The sequence below is a fragment of the Paenibacillus sp. FSL P2-0089 genome (genome assembly GCF_038595095.1).
Lineage (GTDB): Bacteria > Bacillota > Bacilli > Paenibacillales > Paenibacillaceae > Paenibacillus_AQ > Paenibacillus_AQ silagei.
The window spans coordinates 4482423-4506329 of the sequence record NZ_CP152006.1 but is presented as its reverse complement, the minus strand read 5'-3'; the positions used below and the strand labels follow the sequence as shown (position 1 = coordinate 4506329).

Sequence of the window (23907 nt, the reverse complement as noted above, 5' to 3'; positions counted from 1 at the left end):
GATGGGCGCGGCGGCAGGAGACTTCACAGGAACGAAGCCGGATGCTGAAGCTGGCCGGTACAGACGTCTGAACGATTACCGCATGGAGCACATCATGCTGGGCGGGGCCGAGGCGGCCGGCAGCGGAGCTCCCGCTACCGGACTTCCCCGCTGGAGACAACAGGTTCAATTTGCAGTCGGACATACGCTTAATGACTACTACAGTCTGCGGCCCGAGGTGCGCCGGGAGACGCCTGTCCAGTTTCTGCTGGAGCGCCGCTGGCCGCCGAAGGGCAATGCTTTTCCTTCCCTGATGCATTACTGGGATGTCAAGCAGGCGGTGGCTGATGAGCTGATGCGGATTGTCGCAGGCAGTTACACCGGAGAGATTCCGGTGATGCGGTTCGAACAGTGGCATGTTCCTGTCCGGGAGCTTGAGATTGAGCTGGCGGTGATTTTTCAGCTGGCCTGGAATTCGAAGCTTACGGGACGCAGTCTGAATATCCAGAAATTCATGGTACATGCTGACCCGCAGGTGATTACCGGATTTCTGCATATGGCGAATGTATTCTGCCATAAGGCTTACGGGAAGCCGGCGGAGACGATCGCCATCTACTCGCTGCTGGATGGCCGCAGGCAGCTATATGACGGGGCAGGAATGCCCCTGCAGGAATCGCTGGATTATGTGCGCCTGCTGTCTGTCTTCCTGGAACGGGAGGAACAGGCAGCAGGCTGCGTGAAATGCAGCAACCGCCGCAGCGACCGGGATGAAGCCCAGGTGCGGGGCTACGGACTGATGTAGAAGCAGACGATGAATTGGAATTGGAGACGATACAAAAAGCATCTCCTTCAGGGTCATTTGACCGTGAGGGGATGCTTTTTGGATTGTTTATTCAAATGCTAGCTGTTCAAAGGATAGGTGTAATAATCCTGCTGGCTCTGAACGACAAATCCGCAGCTCTCATAGAGCCGCAGCGCATTCGGGTTATCCAGCGCAACCTCCAGGTTCACCCCGTTATAATTCCGCTGCTCCCGCTCAATGGTCTGCTGCAGGGCACTCCGGCCGATGCCGAGACCGCGCAGCTTCTTGTCTACCACAAATCCGTAGATCCAGGTTTCGTTGTCCTCGGACCACAGGCGCATTTTGCCGGCGGGCTGGCCGCTGAGCTCAATGATGATATGCTCCTGGGAGCCTTCCTGTTCGTGCTGCACATACATTTCTGCGGCATCCTCTTCGGTCATCTGGAACCCGTCGCAGTCGAAGGCGATGAGCAGCGGGGTCTCCTCCGGACGTGCAGGCCGGAGCATGACATTGCCTGAGGCCGAGCTGGCCTCTGAGGCTCTAACCTTGCTGCCCTTACCATCCCATTTCATCTGAAACTCCGAATGGCTGAAGGCAAGCGGCAAGGTCTTCAGATAGGCATTGCCTGAAGCCGAAGCCGCAGGTGTGTTCAGCAGCAGCGTCTTCACTTTTTCCTGCCGGATGATGGTCTCTGCCTGCTTCCAGAGGGCGCTGAAGATCCCCCGGCGGCGGTAGCCCGGCCGAACCATGCCGCATACTTCCAGATCACCGCTGATGCCGTACAGGCCGATGTATCCGGTCAGCACATCCTTTTCATAGGTCACCAGGTATTTCGCACCGCCTGCTTCTCCTGGATGCCGGAGCATGTCCCAGTTCAGCTTCAAGGCAATGCCCTCATATTGCTCGCAGCGCTGCTGCAGCTCTTCAATCTGTTTCAGTGTATCTGTATTCGTCAAACGTTCTTCCTCCTATTTGAGCACATCCTTGTATTCCTCGTGCTTCTCGAATTGATGGGCCGCATACGGGCACACCGGTACAATCTTGACACTCTGCTCACGGGCCAGGTCAACGACCGCCCGCACGAGCTTCTCTCCAGCCCCCTGGCCGCGCAGATCTTCGGAGACAAAGGTATGGTCAATCACCAGATTCCCTGTGTTCTCTTCAGTTCTGTATGTAATCTCAGCCAGGTCCTTCCCGTCACCAGCGATATAGAAACGTTCTTCTCCCTTAGCAATCTGTTCCATGTATCTTCACTCCATTCGGGTATAGTGGTTTTATTTTACTACCCTGTGCGGCAAAAAGCGAGAAAGGGGAAGAGAGGTACCATAGGTCATTTACAGCAGGTGATTTTAGCGTAATCATTTATAAATATGGATTGGATTTGAATTTTACCCTATTTTGACTTGTTCTTTTCCCGGTGCTATACTGATTCCATAGCGGGCAAATATGGTTAATAAGAGACTGATTAGACATAAGAGCTAATTGGTCTTGTTTTTTAATGCAGCTATGCTGACACTACTTGGCGTACGCCGCCCCCGGCAACTTGCCCGGCTTTCTTAACGAAGGGCGTAGCGCTCAAAAAACTATTAGGAGGAAATATCATGAATACCACAGTACGCTTGACTGAAAGATCCGGATCGAATTCATCCCAGCGCAGCAAAGGTTTTGTACCGGTTGTAGTTTACGGTGCAGGTTCAGATACCCAGTCCTTCTCAGCAGATGCCAAAACACTTAATGATATTCTCGGCAAAAATCCGCGTGCCATCCTGAAGGTGGAATTCCCGGGCTCCGGCTCGAAGAATGCGGTTATTCAGGAAGTGCAGCGCCAGCCGTTATCCCGTACGCTGCTTCATGTAGACTTGCAGCAGATTGACATGAAGGCTGATCTGGATACCAAGGTAGCCTTCCACTTCACAGGTGATCCTATCGGCGTCAAGAGCGGCGGCGTGCAGCAGGTGGAGCTGTATGAGCTGGATATCCGGACCTTGCCGGACAAGCTGGAAGCAAACCTCGAAGTAGATATCAGCGGCCTCGATATCGGTGATCAATTGCTGGTGTCCGATCTGCCGAAGCATGAAGGCTGGGAGATCCTTACCCCTGAAGATACGCTGATCGTGCGGATCTCGCCTCCGCTCGTGATGGAGGAGCCGGCTGATGAAGCTGCTGCCGCACCAGCTGAGGAAGCAGCCGAAGCTGAGAAGTCTGAAGAATAAGACTTTTCTGGCTGTAGCCATCGCATCTCTATATGCAGAGAACTCCGCAGACAGCCTGAGATAACGGCTGTATATGGAGAGTCATAATCTTTGATCAACCAGGAGCAGACATATCCTTAGCAGGGAATGGTCTGCTCCTTTTTGCGGAAGCGGAATCTGGTACATCCTGGTATTACATATGAGAGTAGGAGAGTGCATTCATGAATCCTAATATAATCAAGCTGGTAAGCGGCTCCAATGCGAAGCTGGACGAGGCTTCCACCCAGGCAACCGTGAAGATATCCTGCAGCAGTTCTCCGGCGATTCTGGATATCAGCTGCTTCATGGTGGGCGGGAACGGGAAGGTTCCGTCCGATGATTTCTTTATCTTTTATAATCAGCCAGCTGATCCTAAGCACACGGTCGTATTCAATCCTATCGATAAATACAGCGGGGAATTCGCCATTGATCTGCGTGCGCTTAGCGCCTCGGGCATTGATAAATGCGTCTTCGCGGCTACGCTGGACGGTCCCGGAACCTTCGCCGATGTCAGAGGCTGCAGAATCAGCGCGGCGGGGAAGGGTACGGAGCTGGTATATGAAATTATGGACGGTAACGCCGAGACCTCGCTAGTGCTGGCAGAGCTGTACCGCCATGGCGGGGGCTTCAAGCTGCGCGCGGTTGGACGGGGCTTTCATGGCGGACTTAAGCCGCTGGCGGAAGCGCACGGGGTCGAGGTGGAAGACGAAGCGCCGGAGAACGGCAGCGGAGCAGAGGCTCAACCGGTGTCAGGCCATACGGAAGCAGCGGCTGCATACAGCGGACCTCCTAAGGAAGCAGTCCAGGAGGAGGCTCCCCGGCCTGCCCTGAATTTGACGAAGATTGATCTTCTGAAGCAGCAGGTCGGAATTTCACTGCGCAAGAAGAATCTTGACCAGGAGAAGGCAAGGGTGGCCGTGGTGTTCGATGCATCTGGCTCCATGGCGCAATTATATGCGAAGGGAGTCGTGCAGCGGGCTTTTGAACGGGTGCTGGCTGTGGCTGCCAAGATGGATGATGACGGAATGCTGGATGTCTGGTTCTTCGCCACTAAGAGTAAGAGAATGCCAAGCGTGAATGAACACGGATATGAGGATTATGTGAAGCGGACCTATCCGGGACCGAAGATGTTCGGGGGACTGGGCATCGGGAACAATGAGCCGGTGGTTATGGCGGATCTGATCAAGAAATATACGAAGGAGGAGCCGGGCGACCTGCCGGTATATGTGGTCTTCTTCAGCGACGGGGGCATCTATGAGACGCCCAAAATATCGAAGCTGCTGATCCAGAGCTCGAAGCATAATATCTTCTGGCAGTTTGTGGGACTGGGCAATGCGGATTATGGCGTACTCCGTGAGCTTGACGATCTGCGGGGCCGTTATGTGGATAATGCCGATTTCTTCGCGCTGGATGATCTGGACGAGGTCAGCGATGAGGACCTGTATGACCGGCTGTTCAACGAGTACCCGAAATGGCTGCGTGAAGCCCGGCAGAAGGGCGTTGTGCGTTCATAGAATGAAGTATAGCGGGCAGATCCGAAGCCGGTAAGGGCTAGGGTCTGCTCTGTTTTTTATGAAGGAGTGGATAGGAGGAGGCGCTGTTGCACTGGAGGGGAGCGATTTAGGCAGCTTGTCAGTTTATAACGTAACAGTGTTATGTTACGATGAGCGCAAGGAGTGGTGATATGGAAGAGGATTTAATCTCCAAAAAGGAGCTGCTCGATGAGACAGGAATCTCTTACGGGCAGTTGTACCGCTGGAAGCGGAAGCAGTTGATTCCTGAGGAATGGTTCATCCGCAAATCTACCTTTACGGGACAAGAGACCTTTTTTCCGCGGGCGCGGATTTTGGGGCGGGTACAGCATATTTTACAGAAGAAGGATGATCTCTCCCTGGATGAATTGGCGGATAAGCTGTCAGAGCCGGCATCCTCGTACAGAATCAGCTTAACTGTATCCCAGCTAAAGGAACGTAACATTGTTTCGGCGGGTAGTCTGGAGCGGTTCGGGAGACCGGAGGCCGAGGGCTTACCGCTGAGCTTCGAGCAGATTCTTAATGTATTTGCGGCAGATTGGCTGCTCAGTAAGGGGGAGCTCAGCTGGGAGGAAGCAGACCGGCTCTATCAGACGCTGGAGAGTCATGCGCCGGGGTACGGGGAGAAGGGGTGGGAGCTGTTTTTTTTGCGGAAGATGGGGGTTAGCTTCTTCATTATGGCACTGCCGGGAGCGGGGCTGGCCTTCGAAGAGGGGGTACGGCTGGTGAGCAGGCTTCGCTCTGCCGATCTGGCGGAACTACTGAATAGACGTTTGACTGAAGACGGCTTATAGAGTAAGGAACAGTAAACCACAGGAGGCTGGACCATGGAGAAGAATGAACTGCCGGATCTGGTGATGGATGGGGTCAACACAGCTGCCGGAGGCAGATATAACAAAGTTAATATCAACGGTGTCAGTAAGATGAACGGAGCGCTCCACGCACATACCTATAGCTGTGACGGCGTGATGAAGCAGAAGGGTGACCTCACGGCCGATGAGCTGGAGATGAACGGAACTCTCAATCTGAAGGGCAATCTGCAGGTTGGTGAAATGAAGCTGAATGGAGTAGTGAACGGAGAAGGCAGTCTGCGGGGAGAGCGCTGTGTAATGGACGGCATGCTGAAGCTGAAGGGCGATTGTGAGCTGGAGGAGCTGACCGGTGAAGGGGTATTCACGGTGGGGGGCCTGCTGAGTGCGGGCCGGATGGAGTTCGGGCTACAGGGTCAGTCTGAGGCAGGGGAGATTGGCGTGGAGAGCCTGGTGATCCGCAAAAAAGGTAACGCGGCCTGGGGCAGACTGCTCGGCGGAATGATCCCCAAGCTCAAAATCGGGCTGCGGGCCAAGCTCATCGAGGGAGATACGCTAGATCTGGAATACACGAGTGCAGATGTAGTGAGGGGCGGTACGGTCATTATCGGACAGGGCTGCTCGATTGGCCGGGTGGAGTATAGAACGGGACTGACTGTACATCCCGGTGCCCAGGTGGGAAAGGAGGAGAAGACCGGTGAATGAAGCGGTAGAACGCCATGATCTGAAGATACTCGGAACGTCAAGCTCTGTCGGCGGAGTTTTTAAGGATGTAAAGGTGACGGGAGAATGTACCTTTAGCGGGGATGTGGACTGCCATAAGCTTGCGCAGACCGGAGAGGTAGCGGTTGAAGGAAATCTTCGGGTACAGGATATCAAAATCACCGGGGAGTGCAAGGTGAAGGGCCGGGTAGACGCAGCCAGCCTGCGCGGACAAGGAGAGCTTACGGCAGGCGGCGGGCTGCGGATTGAGGATATCAAGCTGACCGGCGGGATCATAGTTACGGGCGATTGTGAAGCAGAGCAGGTGCAGATTACCGGAGTCCTGGAGGTCAGCGGACTATTAAATGCGGAGAGGCTCGACCTGACGTTATTCGGCCCCTGTAGGGCGGATACGGTCGGCGGCGGCAGCATCTCCATCAAGCGCAGCCGTTCCGGCGCGTTGCTTAGACCCGGGAAGAAGATGAGCTTCGCGGCCCGGCTGATCGAAGGAGATCGGATCGAGCTTCAGCATACGCAGGCGCAGACCGTCCGGGGCGGAAGCGTTGTGATCGGGCCCGGCTGCGAGATTGAGACGGTGGAGTACCGGGAGTTGCTGGAGGTGCACAAGAGCTCAACGGTAAGGAATGCGGTGAAAATGTAGCGTTAATCCTGCCGGGCGGCCTTGAAGCGCAGCACGGTTCGCAGCTTCTCCGGGCGGGCACGCCGGGCATCCGAGATATAGATTTCGCGGTGCAGGTGAGACTCCCGCAGCAGGCCCTGAGCAGAGCAGAATTGCTCCATTCTGGCGAAGCTGTGCGGTTCATCATCATAGGGGCCGATATGCAGCATTTGTACACTCAGGCCGTCTTCGATGCGGGCGAAGACGGCCTTGTCCAGCAGCGGGTGCGGCTTGCTGCGCTTGACCTGCTCCAGCACTTCTGCAGCAAGCAGAGGGGTCAGGAAATCCGGCTGCCGGATCATTATGGTGTATACCAGCTCGTTCTTATCAAGAGCGGCTAAGCGGCGTCCGGCTTCGCTGAGATCCCATACTCCTTCCAGCGGGAAGACGGTGTAGTCGTAGTAGCCTTCGGGTGCGGGGCCTTTTTTCGGCAGCATTTTGACTGTGTAGGATAAGGAATACAGCACAGCGACTGCTTCTGCGAATGCGCTGCCGTTGGGATTACCTTCACCCTGCAGGGTGAAATACGGGAAGGCGGGTACCTGAATCAGCCCCGGTTCGGCAGGGGGGAGGTATAGGGCTTTGTCTTGTTTTCTCCATTCGAATTTCATATAGGTCACCTCAGTTCATAGGATTGTGCTGCATTCAGCATAGCATGCGAACCGGACAGGTGTATGTCAGGTTGGCGGCTGGAGGCTGAAGAGCAGTAGTACATAGAAAGAGTATTTAGTAGAGGAGGATTTTTGTTGAGCGGAACGATGGAATGCGTGGTTGCTGCGAAGGCGGCACTCGGAGAAGGTCCCCATTGGGATCACAGGAAGGGCAGATTGTATTGGATGGATGTTGACAGCAATGAATTACATCTCTATGACCCTGGCAAGGGGACGGATGATATTCATTCCTTTGAGCGAAAGGTAAGTGCAGCCGTACCGGCGGAGCGCGGCGGCTGGATTCTGACGATGGAGGACGGGATCTACAGATATATGGAGCATCAGCCTGTGGAGCTGTTGGCAGCGGTGGAGACCGGAATTCCCGGTAACCGGCTGAATGATGCCAAATGCGACAGCCGTGGACGCTTGTGGTTCGGCTCGATGAACAGAAGGTTTACGGGAAGAGAGGGCAGCCTGTATGTAATGGAATCCGCCGGTGAGGTCCGGCAGGTATTGACTGGGATCGGCATCTCCAACGGCTTGGCCTGGAACGACAGCTTGGGGGTCATGTATTATATTGACACGTTGACCAAGGGGATCGATGTAATGGATTATTCGCTGGCAGACGGCTCGGTAAGCGGGCGCCGGACAGTCATCCGGTTGGCGGAAGGCGAAGGCTGGCCGGATGGCATGACGATCGACAGTGAAGGCATGCTCTGGGTCGCCCACTGGCGCGGGGGCTGTATCTCACGGTGGAATCCCCATACAGGCGAGCAGCTGGAGAAAATTGAGGTTCCGGCGCATTATGTAACCTCCTGTACCTTCGGCGGCGGGAATTTGGACGAACTATACATCACTACGGCACGCGGATACATGAGTGCAGAAGAGCAGGAACGCTGGCCGCAGGCGGGCGGATTGTTCCGGTTCAAGCCGGGAGTGAGGGGCCGGGAGGCTAATCGGGCGGCTTTTTAGGTGAAGGTAGGCGGGCGGGTCGCTTGCCCTAGTAGAGCATCAGTCTTTAAATTGTGGTTGGGCATGATGAGGCCTGAAGGATTAAAATAGCGAAGTAGAAATACAAGCGGAGTTGTTTATAAGGCGGATATTCTGCCTGTGAGCAGCTCTTTTTATGTTGTATAGAATCATGAAATCTGTGGACAACAGCGGCCGGAAGTCAGAGGTTCACCACAGCGACGACCAAGCATCGAGTTCAAGCCTTGAAGTGCATGCCTTTTTATTTTCAGAATAAACAAAATATGGTATTGTATCTATATATTGAAACGCTTTCACGAAGAGCGGTGAGAAAGACGGAACCCGGTATCCATCATTATTCCTATCAAAAGCAAGGAGGACTTCGATGATTAAGGCTGTTGTCGTAGACGATGAGCGTCTGGTGCGCAAGGGTTTCATCTCACTGCTGGATTGGCCGTCCTTCGGGGTGGTGATTACCGGAGAGGCCAGAGACGGGCATGCCGCACTGGAGCTGCTGCGCGAGCAGGAGACGGATCTGTTGTTCGTGGATCTGTCGCTGCCGGGGATGACCGGGTTCGAGCTGATCCGGGAGGTGAGGCTGCGGTATCCCGCGGTACGCTGCGTGGTGCTGACCTGCCATCATGAATTCGATGATGTGCAGGAGGCGCTGCGGCTGGGAGCGGTGGATTACATTGTCAAAACGCTGCTGGAGCCGGAGAATGCCGATGAAATTATCCGCAGACTGGTGGAGCGGATCAGGTGGGAGGACGGAAACAAGAGCACCCCTTCAAAGGCAGAGCAAAAAGTAATCGCTGAGGACAAAGCACTGCTATATGTGCCGCTTACGCCGGAACTGAAGGAAGAGCAGCTGTATGCGCTGTCTCTGGTGAGGAATTCCACGCTGCATGCTGTGCCGGGGATGTGGCTGTCTCCGCTGCCGTATCCTATGGATGCAGCGCGGATCGGAGGAGAGCTGGGAGCGGTGCTTGGGACAAGCTGGACAGCGGCGCTGCTGGAGGGGGTGCGCGGTCAGCCGCTGAAGAGAATCGCTGCGGTGCTGGAACAGTCAGCCCGGCAGGCGCTGTTCTATGCGGCGGGTGGCCAGGCGCTCCCGAGGCTGCACTATAGTGAACTGCAGGCGCTGGCCGCGCGGCAACGGCCGGAGACGGGCGTCCCTTCCGCGCTGGTACAGGCGCAGAATCTACGCTGGACGCTGGAGCGGAGAGAGTGGGATCTGTTCCTCAGCGGGGTTGCGATGCAGCAGCCGGACCCTGCGGCAGTGGTGGACTTTGGCCTGGAGCTGCTGCGGGGCTGGAGCCGGCTGCTGCTTACGGCGGAGGAAGCACAGCAGCTCGCGCTGGCGGCAGAGTGCAACCGGCACTGGCGGCACTGGCAAGTCTGGCTGCATCAGTTCACGGGGTATGTCCAGCGCCGGATGATTGAGCTGGGCCTGAGCCAAGAGGTGATGCTCTGCCTGATTAGCGCTGTGCGTTATATGAAGAGCCATGCCGGCGATAAAATCAATCAGGGCGATGTTGCCGCTGCTATCCATATGAGCCGCGGCTATTTCAGCCGGTGCTTCGCCCGCTTTGCCGGTGAGACTTTCGGGGAATGCCTGCGGCGCATGCGCCTGGAGCTGGCGAAAGCACTGCTGCTGGAGACCCCTGTCCCGGTGTGTGAAATTGCCTGCCGGTCCGGCTTCGGGGATGACCGTTATTTCAGCAAGCTGTTCCGGGAGCATGTCGGCAAGCTGCCGAGTGAATTCCGCGCAGAAGGCCAGCTTCAAGGCGCCTTATTCGCGGCTAAACACGGGGGACAGCAGTGACTGCTGGATTTTCTCCACTTAATGAATACGCTCAGCCCTGCCCGTTCAGCCGGTCTGAGTTACGGGTGACCTTATGGAGCAGATCTATCAGCGTATCCAGCTCACTCTCGGTGAGGTCCATGGACAGCTCGCGGTTGAAGTCATCCAGCAGCGCCTGGAAGGCGGGGGCGAAATCGAGCGCCTTGGGAGTTGGATACAACAGGAAGGAGCGCCGGTCGGTCGGATCTGTCCGGCGCTCAATATATCCCGAGGCCTCCAAAAGCTTGACGGAGCGTGTAGTTGTCGCTTTATCGCATTTAATCCGGCTGGTCATCTGATCCTGGGTGATCCCCGGATGACTCAGCACCAGCTTTAAGAAGCTATGCTGGCCTCCGCTGCCGATGCCGTAGGGAAGCAGCTCCTTGGCCAGTATTTTTTGGTTCTGACGGTGAAGATGGGAGATCAGCTTCCCGATGGGTTCTCTATTTAAAGTCACAATGGACACCTCGCTGAGGATTATAACGGCAGCCTGCCTAAGGCATACCGCCCTGACTCAGATCTTACCGTAATTTTGTTGCGCACGCAACTAATTTGCAGTACACTGTGAAGGATTAGTTTGTTGCGTGTGCAACTAGATTACATTTGATACAAGAGGGTGTTAGTGGATGAGCAGCTTAGAGGCGACCTATCAGGAGGATGCCGGGATACAGAAGAAGCGCTGGCTGATTCTGATCGTTCTTAACTTGTTTACTTTTATGTCTACACTGGACGGAAGTATTGTGAATATTGCGCTGCCGGTGCTGGTGAAGGAGCTGGGGCTGCCGGTAGCCCAGGTGGAGTGGGTGACTACCGGATATCTGATGGCGATCTGTTCAGTGATTCTGTTCTTCGGGAAGCTGGGTGACATTGTTGGCAAAATCAAGATGTTCAAGCTGGGCATGGTCGTCTTCACCATCGGCTCTCTGCTCTGCGGATTAAGCCACAGCCTGCCGCTGCTCATTGCTTCCCGTGTAGTGCAGGCGGTCGGTGCTTCGATGACCATGGCGAACAGCCAGGGCATTGTTACGGATATTTTCCCGTCTACGGAACGCGGCAAGGCTCTCGGTTTGATTGGAACCTTCGTGTCCCTCGGCAGTATAGCGGGGCCCAGCTTAGGCGGAATTATCGTATCGTCGATGGGCTGGGAGTACATTTTCTGGGTGAATGTGCCGATTGGGATTCTGGCGATTGCGCTGGGCTGGAAGGTACTGCCGAAGGATCTGGTACGCGTGAAGTCAGGGATTGATGCTCCCGGCAGCCTGCTGTTTGCTGTCTTCATTGTCGCTCTGTTCGCCGGACTTCTGCTCGGCCAGCAGCTTGGATACGGGGATACCCGGATCATTGCCGCTCTCTCCGCTGCGGTGATTACCTTCATCGTCTTCCTGATTGTGGAGCAGCGCAGCGCCCAGCCGCTGCTTCAGCTTACCCTGTTTAGGAATCCCTTGTTCTCACTGAGCATATTCTGTGCTTTTCTGGTGTTCGTCTCGAACTTCTGCTTCAATATCATCGCGCCGTTTTATGCGCAGAATATGCTGAACATGTCCCCTTTTGATGCAGGCTTCCTGCTGATGCTCTACCCGATCTGCATGGTGATAGTCGCTCCGTTAAGCGGGGCATTGTCGGACAAAATCGGTTCGGAGCTGCTCACCTTCGCAGGGCTGATCGTAATGGTGGTTGCCCAGTTCGGGCTGGCCCGGCTGCATGAAGGCAGTCCGGTTATTCTGGTCGGCGTCTGGATCGCCATGCTCGGCATCGGCAGCGGGATGTTCGGCTCACCGAACAACTCGCTGATTATGTCCACGGTGCCGCGAACACAGCTAGGCTCGGCAGGCAGCGTGAATTCGCTGGTCCGTAATGTGGGGATGGTCGTCGGAATTACCTTAGCGACCACGATCCTGTTCAATGTAATGAGCAGCAAGGCGGGCTACCGGGTAACCGGGCTGGTAGAAGGACGTCCGGAGCTGTTCCTCTCGGGGATGCATGCAGTCTTCCTGGCTTCGTCTGGGATCTGCCTGTTATCGGCGCTCCTGACCGGTTGGCGGCTGTTCTCCTCGCGCAGGGCCAAGAGTCTGAGCGCATAACATGAATAAACGGGCAGGGCTGCGGAATTTCGCTGTCCTGCTTTTATTGTGTCACAATCTCCGGCTCTATCTTGTCTACAGTTATGAAGAGCAATACAACCATAATGGAGGCGACCTAATTTGAGTCTAAGAATGAATTATCGTGAGGTTAACGGCCCGGCATTCCGGGCAATGATGGCGCTGGAGCAGCATGCAGGAAGCCGCAGCAAGGATAAGGTGTTGTATGAGCTGGTTAAAATAAGGGTCTCCCAGATCAACGGCTGTGCGTTCTGTCTGGATATGCACGGCAAGGATCTGATGAAGCTGGGCAACTATGCTGATCATATTCTGCTGCTGAGTGTGTGGCGCGAAGCGCCGTTATTCAGTGCGAAGGAACGTGTGCTGCTGGAATTCGCCGAGCAGGTCACGCTGATCAGCGAAGCTGGCGTTCCGCTGGAGCTGTACCATAAGATGCTTACGCACTTTAGCGAAGAGGAACTGGTAGACTGGATTATGGCGATCAATACAATCAACAGCTGGAACCGGATTGCCATTACAACCGGGATGTTCCCGGGCTGCTTCGGCTAACTTTGGTTAATGAAGCAGCCGGAATCGTAAGGAAGGGGGGAGGCATGAAGTGGACAGGGGTAAAATAACGGCTCAGGCCAAGACACCTGCAGCGGAGAATCCCGGTATGGAGGAGCTGTATCAGAGCTATAAAGGCTATGCCTTCTCCATTGCCTACCGGATGCTTGGCGTGATTGCCGATGCAGAGGATGCGGTGCAGGATATGTTCGCCGAGCTGCAGCACCGGGACCGGAGCGGCATTCAGAATATCAAAGCCTATGTGGCCAAAGGCGTGACCAACCGCTGCCTCAATATGCTGAACTCGGCACGCAGCCGCAGAGAGACTTATATCGGGGAGTGGCTGCCTGAGCCGGTAAGCGAGGGATATGACGGCCCGGAAGCGGCGGCAGAACGCAAGGATAATCTGTCGTATGCTTTTCTGGTGCTGCTGGAACGTCTGTCTCCCACGGAACGTGCGGTATTCGTACTGCGGGAGGCCTTCGAATACGACTATGAAGCCATTGCCGGAATGGTAGGCAAGTCGGGCAGCAACTGCCGGCAGATCTTCAGCCGGGCCAAGCGTATCCTGCAGACAGAGCCGGCTTCCCGGTTACCCTCGCTCAGATATGGAGCAGTCACCGAGAATCTGCTGGTGCGCTTCACTGCCGCGTTCACCTCCTATGACGTTGGCGGCATGCTGGAGCTGCTGGGCGAGCATCCGGTACTGGTTGCCGACGGCGGAGGCCGCGAGGTGCATACGATTCTCCGGCCGATGACCGGCCGCCGGGGAGTTACTGCACTGCTGACCTCGAAGCGGGTTATGCACTATTTGCGGGAGTGGAAGCCTTCCTGCGGACTGCTGAACGGCGAGCCGGGTCTGATTTTCACCGATCAGGGAGTGGTGAAGTGCGTGCTCTGCCTGAGTACGGATTCCAGCGGGGAACGGATTCAGAGCCTGTATCTTCTGATGGACCCTGCAAAGCTGTCCCATATTATCGTACCGCCAGAGCTGCCGCAGCGCTGATGCCCGCTTCTTGATGCCCGGCACAACAACCAATAAGACACGTTGCCCCCGGAGAGGGAAGGCAGCGTGTCTTATTGGTTGTTAAAGAAAATAATAAAACTCACCCATTTCCTCGATGGAAGTCTTTTGCTCCAAGTGAAATTTAGGGATAGTTGTAGAACGTACACTTAAAAACAGCAAAAATTCACACATGCCACGTCTAAGTGTAGTCTGTACAACTAACTCTGCCTGAAAGGGTGAGTAGTAAGAAAAAACGGCCTTATACATGTACGATATACAACTAAACGCAGAATGGGTTGAAAATCAGGAGGTTTAGATGTACAGAATGCAATTAAGCCTGCATGCTCACTTAGTTCTTGAAGCTGTGAATCGGCGCGGGAATCCGTCCGCCGCGGTTGACGAAGCCCGCACAATTGAACGGGTTGACAGCCATAACTGGAGCATATCCGAGCAGGCCGCCGAATTCGACCATTTCACCGACGTCCTTGCCGATGACCGGAATGACGCGGACCGCTGTGGTCTTGTTGTTGACCATGCCGATGGCGGCTTCATCGGCAATGATGCCTGCGAGGGTCTCTTTGCTGGTGCTGCCGGGAATGGCAATCATGTCCAGGCCTACAGAGCAGACACAAGTCATAGCTTCGAGCTTCTCCAGAGTCAGCGCCCCGCGCTGGACCGCCTGGATCATGCCGTGGTCTTCACTGACCGGGATGAAGGCGCCGCTTAAGCCGCCGACATAGGAGGAGGCCATGACTCCGCCTTTTTTGACATTGTCGTTAAGGATGGCCAGTGCAGCTGTGGTGCCGGGAGCACCGGCTTCCTCCAGGCCCATCACCTGGAAGATCTCTGCGATGGAATCGCCGATCTCGGGCGTAGGGGCCAGCGACAGGTCGATGATGCCGAAGGGTACATTCAGGCGCTTGGAGGCTTCCTGGGCGACCAGCTGGCCGACACGGGTGACCTTGAAGGCTGTACGCTTGATCGTCTCACACAGGGTCTCGAAGTCCTGACCCTTCACCTCTTCCAGCGCCCGCTTGATTACACCCGGACCGCTGACGCCAACGTTAATCACACACTCCCGTTCGCCCACCCCGTGGAAGGCACCGGCCATGAACGGGTTATCCTCCACCGCATTGCAGAATACAACCAGCTTGGCACAGCCGATGGAGTCGCGGTCCTTGGTGCGCTCCGCCGTCTGGAGAATGATGTCGCCCATCAGCTTCACGGCGTCCATGTTGATGCCGCTCCGCGAGGAGCCGACGTTGACGGAGGAGCAGACTCTCTCGGTCACCGCCAGCGCTTCCGGAATACTGTCAATCAGAATCCGGTCGCCCTTCGTACAGCCCTTCTGCACCAGCGCGGAATACCCGCCGATGAAGTTGACGCCTACCTCCTTAGCGGCCTTGTCCAGAATCTGGGCGACAGGCACGTAGGTATCGGTATGTACAGCTCCCGCAGCAATCGAAATCGGCGTTACGGAGATCCGTTTGTTGACAATCGGCACCCCGAATTGGCGCTCCAGATCCTCGCCGGTCTTCACGAGCTTCTCGGCAGAGCGGGTAATTTTGTCATATACCTTCTGGTTGAACACCTTCATGTCGGTATGGGCGCAGTCCATCAGGCTGATGCCCATCGTAATGGTGCGGACATCCAGGTTCATTTCCCGGATCATTTTATTCGTCTCCTGAACTTCTACTATCGAGATCACTAGCCTTGCTCCTCCCTCGCCGGTTAAATCCGGTGCATAATATTGAAGATATCCTCATGCTGCAGCTTGATTTCCACACCGATGTCTTCCCCTACCTGCTGAAGCTCCTCCACAATCTCCTCGAAGGACTTGCTGGGGGCAGAGATGTCCACGATCATCATCATGTTGAAATAATCCTGCACAATCGTCTGGGAGATGTCCAGAATGTTCAGATTGTGCTCTGCGAGGTATGTACACACTTTGGCGATAATGCCTACCTTGTCTTTTCCGAGTACCGTAATAATCCCCTTCAATTGAAAAGCCTCCCGTTATCCATGGTCTGAAATCTTCGCTCATTGCCGCATTAACGGAATGAACGATTTTAATTATTATGTCAAATCAAGGATAGGTTATCAACCAAAGCTTTTGTGTCGGGCTGATCAGAGATTTGAGCTTGCATTTTCCTGAGCGTATAATAATGTTGACACTTGATGTGAAATATGATTTATTTGAGTTTTGAACGATAAGCCGGATATAAGGAGCTATTATGACAACGAGAAAATATAAAGAGCTGGTTGAAGAGCGCACGAGAGAAACTCTGCAGAAATGGTCGGAACAGTCAGCAGTCGAGGAGAAGGATATTTACCGTTTCCTGCATAATTTGAAGGGCACCTCGGGCACTGTGGGTCTCGATACCGTAGAGGCTTTCTCGGGTAATGCGCTGCTCTATTTCTCGGATGATAACCATAGAAGCTGGACGGAAGCAGAATGGGGCGATTATATCTATCCGGTGCTGGAGCTCTTTAACGAACCGGAATCGAAAGGCGCGGTGCCCCCGTTGACTCCCGGGATTGCATTATCCCACGGCATTGTCCATCAGCAGTACGAGATTCTGATCGTGGACGATGATGTGGAGCTGGTTGCTTTTTTGCGGGAATCGCTGGAGCGGGAGTCCTATTATGTCAGTATTGCGCTGTCGGCCGGACGCGGACTGAAGCTTTTTTATGAGAACAAGCCGGATTTGATTCTCCTTGATATTCTGCTGCCGGACCGCAGCGGGATTGATGTACTGAAGCAGATTATCGGCAAGGCTAAGAAAGAACGGATTCCGATCATTATGATCAGCGGAGAGCATTCGATAGAGGTTCAGAAGTATGCCTATTCGCTGGGTGTTATGGATTACATACAGAAGCCGGTGGACATCGATTTATTCCTGGTGCTGATCAAGAACCGCTTTGAGCTGAAAAAGGAGTGGCAGGAATCGATCATTGTCGACGAGCTGACCGGGGCGTTCAACCGCAAGTACTTCAACCAGACGATGAAGCAGCTGATCTCCGATTTCAGACGGACTGGCCGGACCTTCTCCCTCGCTCTGCTGGACCTGGATCTGTTCAAGCAGGTTAACGACACTTACGGGCATCTGATGGGGGACGAGGTGCTGCAGAGCTTCTCGGAGCTGGTGAAGCAGTCCATCCGCACGGAGGATACCTTCTGCCGCTATGGCGGCGAGGAATTTGCCCTGTTCATGCCGAATACGCCTGCGGAGCAGGCGCTGCTTGTGATGGAGCGGATTCAGGAGGTCTTCGCGGCCCGGGAATTCCAGGCCAAACGTGAGAGCTTCCATGTTACCTTCTCCTGCGGAGTGACCGAGGTTAACGGAGAGGTACAGGATGCCGATATATTGGTAGAGGAAGCGGATCTGGCGCTCTATGCCAGCAAGCATAACGGCAGGAACCAGAGCACCCTCTACAGCCAGGATCTGCTGCTGGGCCAGCGCGAGACGCTGCTGAATGTCATTATTGTGGATGATGATCCGCTGATCCGCAGAATGGTGACGACCCACTTCGCTGCCTGGCAGCCCGGGACTAACGCCAGAGTGAGGGTTACGAGTTACGCGGACGGCGCGCTTTTATTGAAATCGGACTGGTATGCTCCTGAAGAGAAGTATGTGATTCTGCTGGACGGCGTCATGCCGGGGCTTGACGGGCTTGAGGTGCTGGAGAAGATCCGCAGCGGCTATCCTGAGGTGAACATTCTCGTGATCATGCTGACTGGCCGCAATAACCAGCGGGACATTGTCCATGCGCTGCAGATGGGGGCGGATGATTATGTCATTAAGCCGTTCCATCTGCCGGAGCTGCTGACCCGGATTGAGCGTCTGGCCCACCGGTTTCTGTTCTAAATGCAATGCATCCCAAGCAGGGATGACTGAAAGGTGAGAGTGAGCTATGGTGCAAAAGGTACTGATTGTAGATGATGAAGAGGTTCTGCGCATGCTGATTGAGGATACCCTGGAGGATCTCGAGAATGTGGAGACCCATACTGCCGAGAATGGGGGCGAGGCGCTCGCCAGGCTGGCGGCAGAACCTTACGACCTGGTGATTCTGGATTACATGATGCCCGTCATGACTGGCATTGAAGTGCTGTGCGAGCTGGACGGGGAGCTGAAGAGCCAGACGCCGATTATGATGCTGACCGCCAAGGCACAGGAGATGGACCGTAACCGGGCCAGGGAGGCGGGAGCCCGTTATTTCATGCCCAAGCCGTTCAGCCCGATGGAGCTGCTTCAGCTCGTGGAGGATATTCTGAGTGAGAAACCTTAAGCTTAAAGACCGGAGCATCAAAACGAAATATTACCGGATTCTTCTGCTGCTGTTCGTTGCCATTATGGCCGGAGGAATCGGGCTTGTCTTCTATATCAATGCCCAGCAGGAACAGCTGGATCAGAAACGTGAAGTGCTGCAACATAAGACGGCGACGATCAACGAGCTGGCGGTGACGCTAAGCGAGGTCTTTTTCCGGGCGAGAGGTTATGTGGCTACTCAGAGTGAGAACGAGCTTGCGCTGCTGAACGCTGCGGTTAAGGGGCTTGACGGCATTCTGGAGCAGTACTCCTCCCTGAAGCTGTCGGCTGAAGAAGTCCGGTACAGAGATGACCTCAAGGTGTTCTATGAACAGTACAAGAGCCAGACCCTGCCTGAAGTGATGCTCTTAGTGAAGAATAATGATTACGAGGGAATCCGGAACTTGTCCCAAAGCGGCAGTACCCGGGCTGTGAACGAATTCCTGAGCTACACGAAGCAATTCAAAGCCAATTCGGATGCGCTGCTGAATGAGCTGAACTCCCGCTCCATCAGGCAGGCGGATACGTTCACTTTTGTTGCTTTTCTGCTTAGCACCCTGCTGCTGCTGTTCTTCACGCTGTTGATCTGGCGGATGCTCAAAGTTATCATCGATCCGATTGTGAAGCTGGAGGAAGCGACGAATTCGCTGGCGGCCGGCGAGGCGGTTATGCTCGGCAAGCTGCATAAGCAGGATGAGATCGGACGGCTCTATGAGGCCTTCCTGAATATGGCCCACAGCATCCAGGATAAAGAGGAAGAGCTGATGATGCAGAATGAAGAGCTGCATGCCCAGCAGGACGAGCTTCAGGATCAGCAGTTCAGGCTGGAGCGGTCGCTCAGTGAAATCGAGAGCATGATGAAGGCGCTGAATCAGACCTCTGCCGTCGGCATTCTGTCGAACAAAGGCGTGTTCACCTACGTGAACGATAATCTGAGCGTCTACACGGGCTACAAGAGCTCCGAGATTATCGGATACACCTACCGGCTGTTTGAGCTGCATAATATTGCAGAACTGCAGGTAGAGCAAATGATCCGCAAGCTATCGACCGGCGGCGTGTGGAGCGGAGAGACGGAGCTGGCGACCAAGGAAGGCTCGCCGCTCTGGCTGCAGCTGACAATCATGCCTTACCTGAACGATGAAGGCCAGATCTACCAGTATATCCTGATTGCGAATAACATCACCTCGATGAAGAATGTGCAGCAGGAGCTGGCGGAGACGCTGAAAAGCACGGAGCAGACATCCATGATGCTGGAGCTTAACAATCAGCTGAATCATGAGATCACCTATACGCTGGACAAGCAGGAATTTGCCGACAAGTTCAACCAATTCATGAACCGTCTGTACTCGTTCGACTCCAGCCTTTTTCTGCTGGTCAAGGATAAGATAGCCGTAGTCAAAGGGGTTCCGCCGGAGAATGTGGGGCGGTACATCGGTGAGGGCAGCAAAGAGATTCTGTACCGCCTGAGCGTGGAAAAGTCGTATATGGTGAAGCGGGTGGGCTCGGTCAGAGAGCAGGGGATCTCCGCCAATGAGGTGTATTGTTACGACTACTATACGACTGTGGTAAATGCGGAGGATGAGATTCTGGCAGTCTTCTGCGGAACACGCATCGGGCACCCGTTCACGGAGGAAGAGACCGACGAAATCCAGGGGATGATGAACCGGGTCGCCCTGGCCATTGAACGCCTGTTCATGTACGAGGAGATTGAGAATGGCCGCAAGCTGAATCAGGATATTGTGAACAATGTCAATGAGGGCATCCAGTTCGTTGGCACGGACGGCGTCATTCAGCACATCAACAAGGCACTGAGCCAATTGTTCAGCTATGAGGACTGGACGGAAGGCATGCTGATTCCCAAGGAGCGCTGGATGGAGCATTTCACCCTCCGGGTGAATGAATCGGAAGAGCTGGGTCGCTTTTACCAGAAGGCGATGTCCGAGCATACCACTGAGTCCAGTGCGATGAAGTATTCTATCGGCAAGGAAGACATGAAGCATGTGGATGCCTATGCCATACCGGTCTTCCGCCGGGAGGTCCGGGTAGGGACGCTGTTCGTCCACCGTGACATTACCCGCGAGTATGAGCTGGATCTGATGAAGTCAGAGCTGGTCAGCACCGTCAGCCATGAGCTGCGGACGCCGCTGTCGAGTGTACTGGGCTTCACGGAGCTGCTCCTGTCCAAAACCATGAAGCCGGAGAAGCAGCTGAAATATCTGGAGACGATTCATAAGGAAGCCAAGCGTCTGACGGAGCTGATTAACGACTTCCTGGACCTGCAGCGGATGGAGTCCGGCACACAGCTGTATAATGTGGAGAAGGTTAACCTTAGCGAGACGGTCCTGAGTGTCATCGATCAGTACAAGCTGAGCGGTACCCACCACATTCTTCTGGAGGACGAGGCGCTGAATCCCGAGGTTGAGGTAGACAAGGATAAGATTATCCAGGTGCTGACCAACCTGCTGAGCAATGCGATCAAGTTCTCGCCGGGCGCAGGTGAAATTAAGGTCATGCTTCATAACGAACCGGGATCGATTATGGTACGGATTCAGGACCACGGACTCGGGATTCCGAAGAATCAGATCGGGCAGCTGTTCCAGAAATTCCGACGAGTGGACAACAGTGCCTCCAAGCGAATTGGCGGTACAGGTCTCGGGCTGGCCATCTGCAAGGAGATTATTGAGAAGCAGAAGGGAACGATCGGGATTGAATCCGTGGAGGGCGAAGGCTCGACGGTATGGTTCCGTCTTCCGGTGATGCAGGCAGAGACCGGCCACCCGGAGGAGGAACATTCGTTAAGATGGAGCGCTGGCAAGGAGCAGAAGCCGGATGTGATGATTGTGGAGGATGATTACAGCCTGTCATTGCTGCTCTCGGAGGAGCTGAAGGGCAAGGGCTTCCGGGTCACCCATCACTATCATCCGCAAAAAGCTTTTGACCAGGCTGTTAAAACGCCCTTCGTAGCGATCATTGTCGATCTGATGCTGGGCGATGAGCTGGACGGCTGGGATCTGATCCGCATGCTCAAGAACGATCCCCGGACCGAGAAGGTGCCGATTGTCATCTCCTCGGCGCTGGACAAGGATGATAAGAGCATGATGGACAATGTGCAGAAATATCTGACCAAGCCCTATCCGCCCGGCGAGCTGTCGGGTACGCTGCAGGAGATTGTGGACATTCAACTGAAGACAGGCGAGGTGCTGTTCCCGGATAACGGTGAAGCCGGGCATGGAGCGGCGCTTGGTGAGGGTTAGAGTGAGTATCGAGTAAGTGCTGAGTATCTGCTTAGTAGGTACATGGGTAGTGCAATAATATGATCGATTATAATTATAGCGGAACAAGTCTCTTTCTGGGGCTTGTTTTTTTGTGTATTTGGGGATTCTCCCGGGTGGGGGAAGGGGACGATGGGGAGCGAAAGGGCGAATGAATGGAGGGGGCCAAATGTATGCTAAAAACCGACTACATTGGGCTTGGCGGAGGCGTGCGGGCCGAATGTAATCGAAAAACCGACTACATTGGGCGTGACGGAAGCGTGTGGGCTGAATGTAATCGAAAAACCGACTACATTGGGCTTGGCGGAGGCGTGCGGTGCAAATGTAATCGAAAAACCGACTACATTGGGCTTGGCGGAGGCGTGCGGTGCAAATGTAATCGAAAAACCGACTACATTGGGCGTGACGGAAGCGTGTGGGCCGAATGTAATCGAAAAACCGACTACATTGTATGTGAAAAACAGCAGACATTGTGCTCCAAACTGGGCAGCGGCCGGAGGGCCAAATGTTCACCGCAGCGACGACCAAGCTTTGAGTTCTAGTCTTAAGTATCCCAGCAATACTTGCTTTAGAGTAGGCTCTAAGGGTTATAGTGAATATGAAGCAGCCAATCTAGCAGGAGTGAAAGGGAGGAATTGCGATGAAGTACAGTTATTTGGGTAAATCGGGGTTAAAGGTCAGCCAGTTGTGTCTGGGGACGATGAATTTCGGACCGGAGACGGAGGAGAAGGAAGCCTTCAGGATTATGGATGCGGCCCTCGATGCGGGCATTAATTTCTTCGATACGGCGAATGTGTACGGCGGCCAGGACCGGCGGGGCTGGACAGAGGAAATTATCGGCCGCTGGTTTCAGCAGGGCGGCGGACGGCGTGAGAAGGTAGTGCTGGCCACCAAGGTCTACAATGACATGTTCGACGAGCAGGACGGTCCCAATTCCGGCTCAGGCTTGTCTGCCTACAAGATTAGACGGCATTTTGAAGGATCGCTGCGGCGCCTGCAGACCGATCATATTGAACTATATCAGATGCATCATATCGACCGGAACGTATCGTGGGACGAGCTGTGGGGCGCATTCGAGATCCTGGTGTCCCAGGGTAAAGCCGATTATATCGGCTCCAGCAACTTCGCAGGCTGGCATATCGCTGCTGCCCAGGCGAAGGCCAAGGAGCGCCATTTCCTAGGCCTTGTCTCCGAGCAGCATCTCTATAACCTGCTGGAACGGGCGCCGGAGCTGGAAGTGCTGCCTGCCTCACAGGAGCTGGGCCTGGGTGTCATTCCGTGGAGTCCGCTTGCCGGAGGCCTGCTGGGACGCAATGCGCTCACGAAGACCGGGGTGCGCAGCGCCCGTTCGGCCAAGCTGGAGCAGCACCGCAGCCAGCTGGAGCAGTTCTCCGCGCTCTGCAAGGAGCTGGGCGAGCATGAGGATCAGGTCGCTCTGGCCTGGGTACTGGCGAATCCGGCTGTGACCGCACCGATTATCGGGCCGCGTACGATCCAGCAGTTCGAGGACTCCCTGCGGGTGACCGAGATTACGCTGGATGAGGCCACACTGAAGAAGCTGGACGAGATCTTCCCGGGACCGGGCAAACCAGCACCGGAAGCCTACGCCTGGTAAACAGAGCTTTGAACCTTGTACATCTCGAAGCGGAATACCCTACGCAATGATCTAACGAATAACAGCCGGACTGTCCCTGACGGGATAGTCCGGCTATATTTTTGTAAGTATCCAGATGAATATGGTAGACTGATTCTGTGACAAACAGTGACCTTGACCACGGCCTTGACTATGACTATGACCCTGATCATGAGTTGAACAACTAGAGAAGATAGGGGAACTGCCGATGCTTTTTTATCTGATAGCTGTCTTCGTCCTGATGCTAGATCAGGCGACCAAGTGGATAGTGCGTACCCATATGGAGCTTGGGGAGATGCTTCCTTCCTGGACGCCGCATTTGCGGTTTGTATACTATGAGAACAGCGGTGCAGCCTTCAGCTCCTTTCAGGGATTCGGGAAGTATTTTGCTATTGTTGCCGTGATTTTTGTAGCAGCAATCTTCTATTACCGGCGTCAGGGTAAAATCCGCGGCCCTCTGCTCGAAGCAGCCAGCGGCTTCCTGGTCGGCGGGGCTGTCGGCAATGCCATTGACCGGGCACTTTATCACCAGGTTACAGATTTCCTGGTCTTCGGGAATCATGGCGGGATTATGAATCTGGCCGATCTGGCGATCAATGCCGGAGGCCTTCTGATTCTGCTCTACCTGCTTGTGGACCATTTCCGGCACAGAGCAACCCGCAGACTATTATAAATGGCAGGCAAAGACATCTCCGGTCTATCATTTTATCTAATGCAACTTATCATAATTAGTAATGAACCCGGCTAAATCAGAGCATTTTACTATGATTTAGCCGGGTTTTGTGCATTTTATGCAAGTATTTACCTTTTAAAGAATATGATGCCTGTTATATGATTCGTTGATC

At 54.6% G+C, this 23907-nt stretch carries 22 protein-coding genes; 16 read left to right on the top strand and 6 right to left on the bottom strand.

Annotation, left to right across the window (positions count from 1 at the left end; all coding sequences use genetic code 11):
- Position 1 precedes the first annotated feature (1 nt).
- Positions 2–781 carry a hypothetical protein gene (locus tag NST69_RS18890; RefSeq protein WP_342546872.1) on the top strand — a complete coding sequence of 260 codons (780 nt, stop codon included), beginning with the start codon at positions 2–4 and terminating at the stop codon, positions 779–781.
- A gap of 98 nt (positions 782–879) precedes the next feature.
- Here the strand turns inward: NST69_RS18890 and NST69_RS18885 are convergent, their stop codons facing one another.
- Together NST69_RS18885 and NST69_RS18880 are read right to left on the bottom strand one after the other, a co-directional pair.
- Positions 880–1737 carry a GNAT family N-acetyltransferase gene (locus NST69_RS18885; protein WP_342546870.1) on the bottom strand — a complete coding sequence of 286 codons (858 nt, stop codon included), beginning with the start codon at positions 1735–1737 and terminating at the stop codon, positions 880–882.
- A gap of 12 nt (positions 1738–1749) precedes the next feature.
- The gene (locus NST69_RS18880; RefSeq protein ID WP_339249234.1) at positions 1750–2025 is read right to left on the bottom strand and encodes a GNAT family N-acetyltransferase; all 276 of its coding nucleotides are present in this window, start codon (positions 2023–2025) and stop codon (positions 1750–1752) included.
- Between the two features lie 357 nt (positions 2026–2382).
- Here NST69_RS18880 and NST69_RS18875 point away from each other — a divergent pair, with 357 nt between their 5' ends.
- From NST69_RS18875 to NST69_RS18855, 5 genes are all read left to right on the top strand, one after another.
- Positions 2383–2994, top strand: a complete 612-nt coding sequence (locus NST69_RS18875) for a 50S ribosomal protein L25 (RefSeq protein ID WP_036732979.1) — start codon at positions 2383–2385, stop codon at positions 2992–2994.
- A gap of 200 nt (positions 2995–3194) precedes the next feature.
- Positions 3195–4526, top strand: coding sequence for a VWA domain-containing protein (locus NST69_RS18870; protein ID WP_342546866.1), 1332 nt, complete (start codon positions 3195–3197; stop codon positions 4524–4526).
- 170 nt (positions 4527–4696) lie between these two features.
- Positions 4697–5338 (top strand): DUF4004 family protein, encoded by a 642-nt coding sequence (locus NST69_RS18865; RefSeq protein ID WP_036732985.1) that lies wholly within the window; start codon positions 4697–4699, stop codon positions 5336–5338.
- A 33-nt stretch (positions 5339–5371) separates the two neighbouring features.
- On the top strand, positions 5372–6058 hold the full coding sequence (locus NST69_RS18860) for a hypothetical protein (protein WP_036732988.1): 687 nt from the start codon (positions 5372–5374) through the stop codon (positions 6056–6058).
- The gene (locus NST69_RS18855; protein WP_036732991.1) at positions 6051–6716 is read left to right on the top strand and encodes a hypothetical protein; all 666 of its coding nucleotides are present in this window, start codon (positions 6051–6053) and stop codon (positions 6714–6716) included. Before NST69_RS18860 ends, NST69_RS18855 begins: the two co-directional genes overlap by 8 nt.
- A 2-nt stretch (positions 6717–6718) precedes the next feature.
- Here the strand turns inward: NST69_RS18855 and NST69_RS18850 are convergent, their stop codons facing one another.
- The gene (locus tag NST69_RS18850) at positions 6719–7345 is read right to left on the bottom strand and encodes a GyrI-like domain-containing protein (RefSeq protein WP_339257533.1); all 627 of its coding nucleotides are present in this window, start codon (positions 7343–7345) and stop codon (positions 6719–6721) included.
- A 135-nt stretch (positions 7346–7480) separates the two neighbouring features.
- Between NST69_RS18850 and NST69_RS18845 the strand changes: the two genes are divergently transcribed.
- Together NST69_RS18845 and NST69_RS18840 are read left to right on the top strand one after the other, a co-directional pair.
- Positions 7481–8356: an SMP-30/gluconolactonase/LRE family protein gene (locus NST69_RS18845; RefSeq protein WP_342546861.1), complete on the top strand. Its 876-nt coding sequence runs from the start codon at positions 7481–7483 to the stop codon at positions 8354–8356.
- Between the two features lie 382 nt (positions 8357–8738).
- Entirely contained in the window at positions 8739–10178 is a 1440-nt protein-coding gene (locus tag NST69_RS18840; protein ID WP_342546859.1) for a response regulator, read from the top strand.
- A 31-nt stretch (positions 10179–10209) separates the two neighbouring features.
- Here NST69_RS18840 and NST69_RS18835 read toward each other — a convergent pair whose 3' ends face one another.
- Complete coding sequence (locus tag NST69_RS18835; RefSeq protein ID WP_036732999.1) at positions 10210–10653, bottom strand: MarR family transcriptional regulator; 444 nt, start codon at positions 10651–10653, stop codon at positions 10210–10212.
- 169 nt (positions 10654–10822) lie between these two features.
- Between NST69_RS18835 and NST69_RS18830 the strand changes: the two genes are divergently transcribed.
- From NST69_RS18830 to NST69_RS18820, 3 genes are all read left to right on the top strand, one after another.
- Entirely contained in the window at positions 10823–12277 is a 1455-nt protein-coding gene (locus NST69_RS18830) for a DHA2 family efflux MFS transporter permease subunit (protein WP_342546857.1), read from the top strand.
- Between the two features lie 120 nt (positions 12278–12397).
- A complete protein-coding gene (locus tag NST69_RS18825; protein ID WP_036733003.1) occupies positions 12398–12844 on the top strand; it encodes a carboxymuconolactone decarboxylase family protein in 447 nt (148 codons plus the stop codon).
- A gap of 106 nt (positions 12845–12950) precedes the next feature.
- Positions 12951–13847 carry a sigma-70 family RNA polymerase sigma factor gene (locus NST69_RS18820; protein WP_340958029.1) on the top strand — a complete coding sequence of 299 codons (897 nt, stop codon included), beginning with the start codon at positions 12951–12953 and terminating at the stop codon, positions 13845–13847.
- 349 nt (positions 13848–14196) lie between these two features.
- Here the strand turns inward: NST69_RS18820 and NST69_RS18815 are convergent, their stop codons facing one another.
- On the bottom strand, positions 14197–15552 hold the full coding sequence (locus NST69_RS18815) for a PFL family protein (protein WP_235192092.1): 1356 nt from the start codon (positions 15550–15552) through the stop codon (positions 14197–14199).
- Between the two features lie 26 nt (positions 15553–15578).
- A complete protein-coding gene (locus NST69_RS18810; protein WP_036700808.1) occupies positions 15579–15848 on the bottom strand; it encodes an ACT domain-containing protein in 270 nt (89 codons plus the stop codon).
- 233 nt (positions 15849–16081) lie between these two features.
- Between NST69_RS18810 and NST69_RS18805 the strand changes: the two genes are divergently transcribed.
- The 5 genes from NST69_RS18805 to lspA all read left to right on the top strand — a co-directional run bounded on the left by NST69_RS18805 (position 16082) and on the right by lspA (position 23735).
- The gene (locus tag NST69_RS18805; RefSeq protein ID WP_339249229.1) at positions 16082–17716 is read left to right on the top strand and encodes a diguanylate cyclase; all 1635 of its coding nucleotides are present in this window, start codon (positions 16082–16084) and stop codon (positions 17714–17716) included.
- Between the two features lie 49 nt (positions 17717–17765).
- Complete coding sequence (locus NST69_RS18800) at positions 17766–18137, top strand: response regulator (RefSeq protein WP_339257528.1); 372 nt, start codon at positions 17766–17768, stop codon at positions 18135–18137.
- Positions 18124–21411: an ATP-binding protein gene (locus tag NST69_RS18795; protein WP_342546854.1), complete on the top strand. Its 3288-nt coding sequence runs from the start codon at positions 18124–18126 to the stop codon at positions 21409–21411. Before NST69_RS18800 ends, NST69_RS18795 begins: the two co-directional genes overlap by 14 nt.
- 658 nt (positions 21412–22069) lie before the next feature.
- Positions 22070–23044, top strand: coding sequence for an aldo/keto reductase (locus NST69_RS18790; protein ID WP_339310295.1), 975 nt, complete (start codon positions 22070–22072; stop codon positions 23042–23044).
- A 226-nt stretch (positions 23045–23270) separates the two neighbouring features.
- Complete coding sequence (lspA, locus tag NST69_RS18785) at positions 23271–23735, top strand: signal peptidase II (RefSeq protein ID WP_339249226.1); 465 nt, start codon at positions 23271–23273, stop codon at positions 23733–23735.
- Positions 23736–23907: the final 172 nt, after the last annotated feature.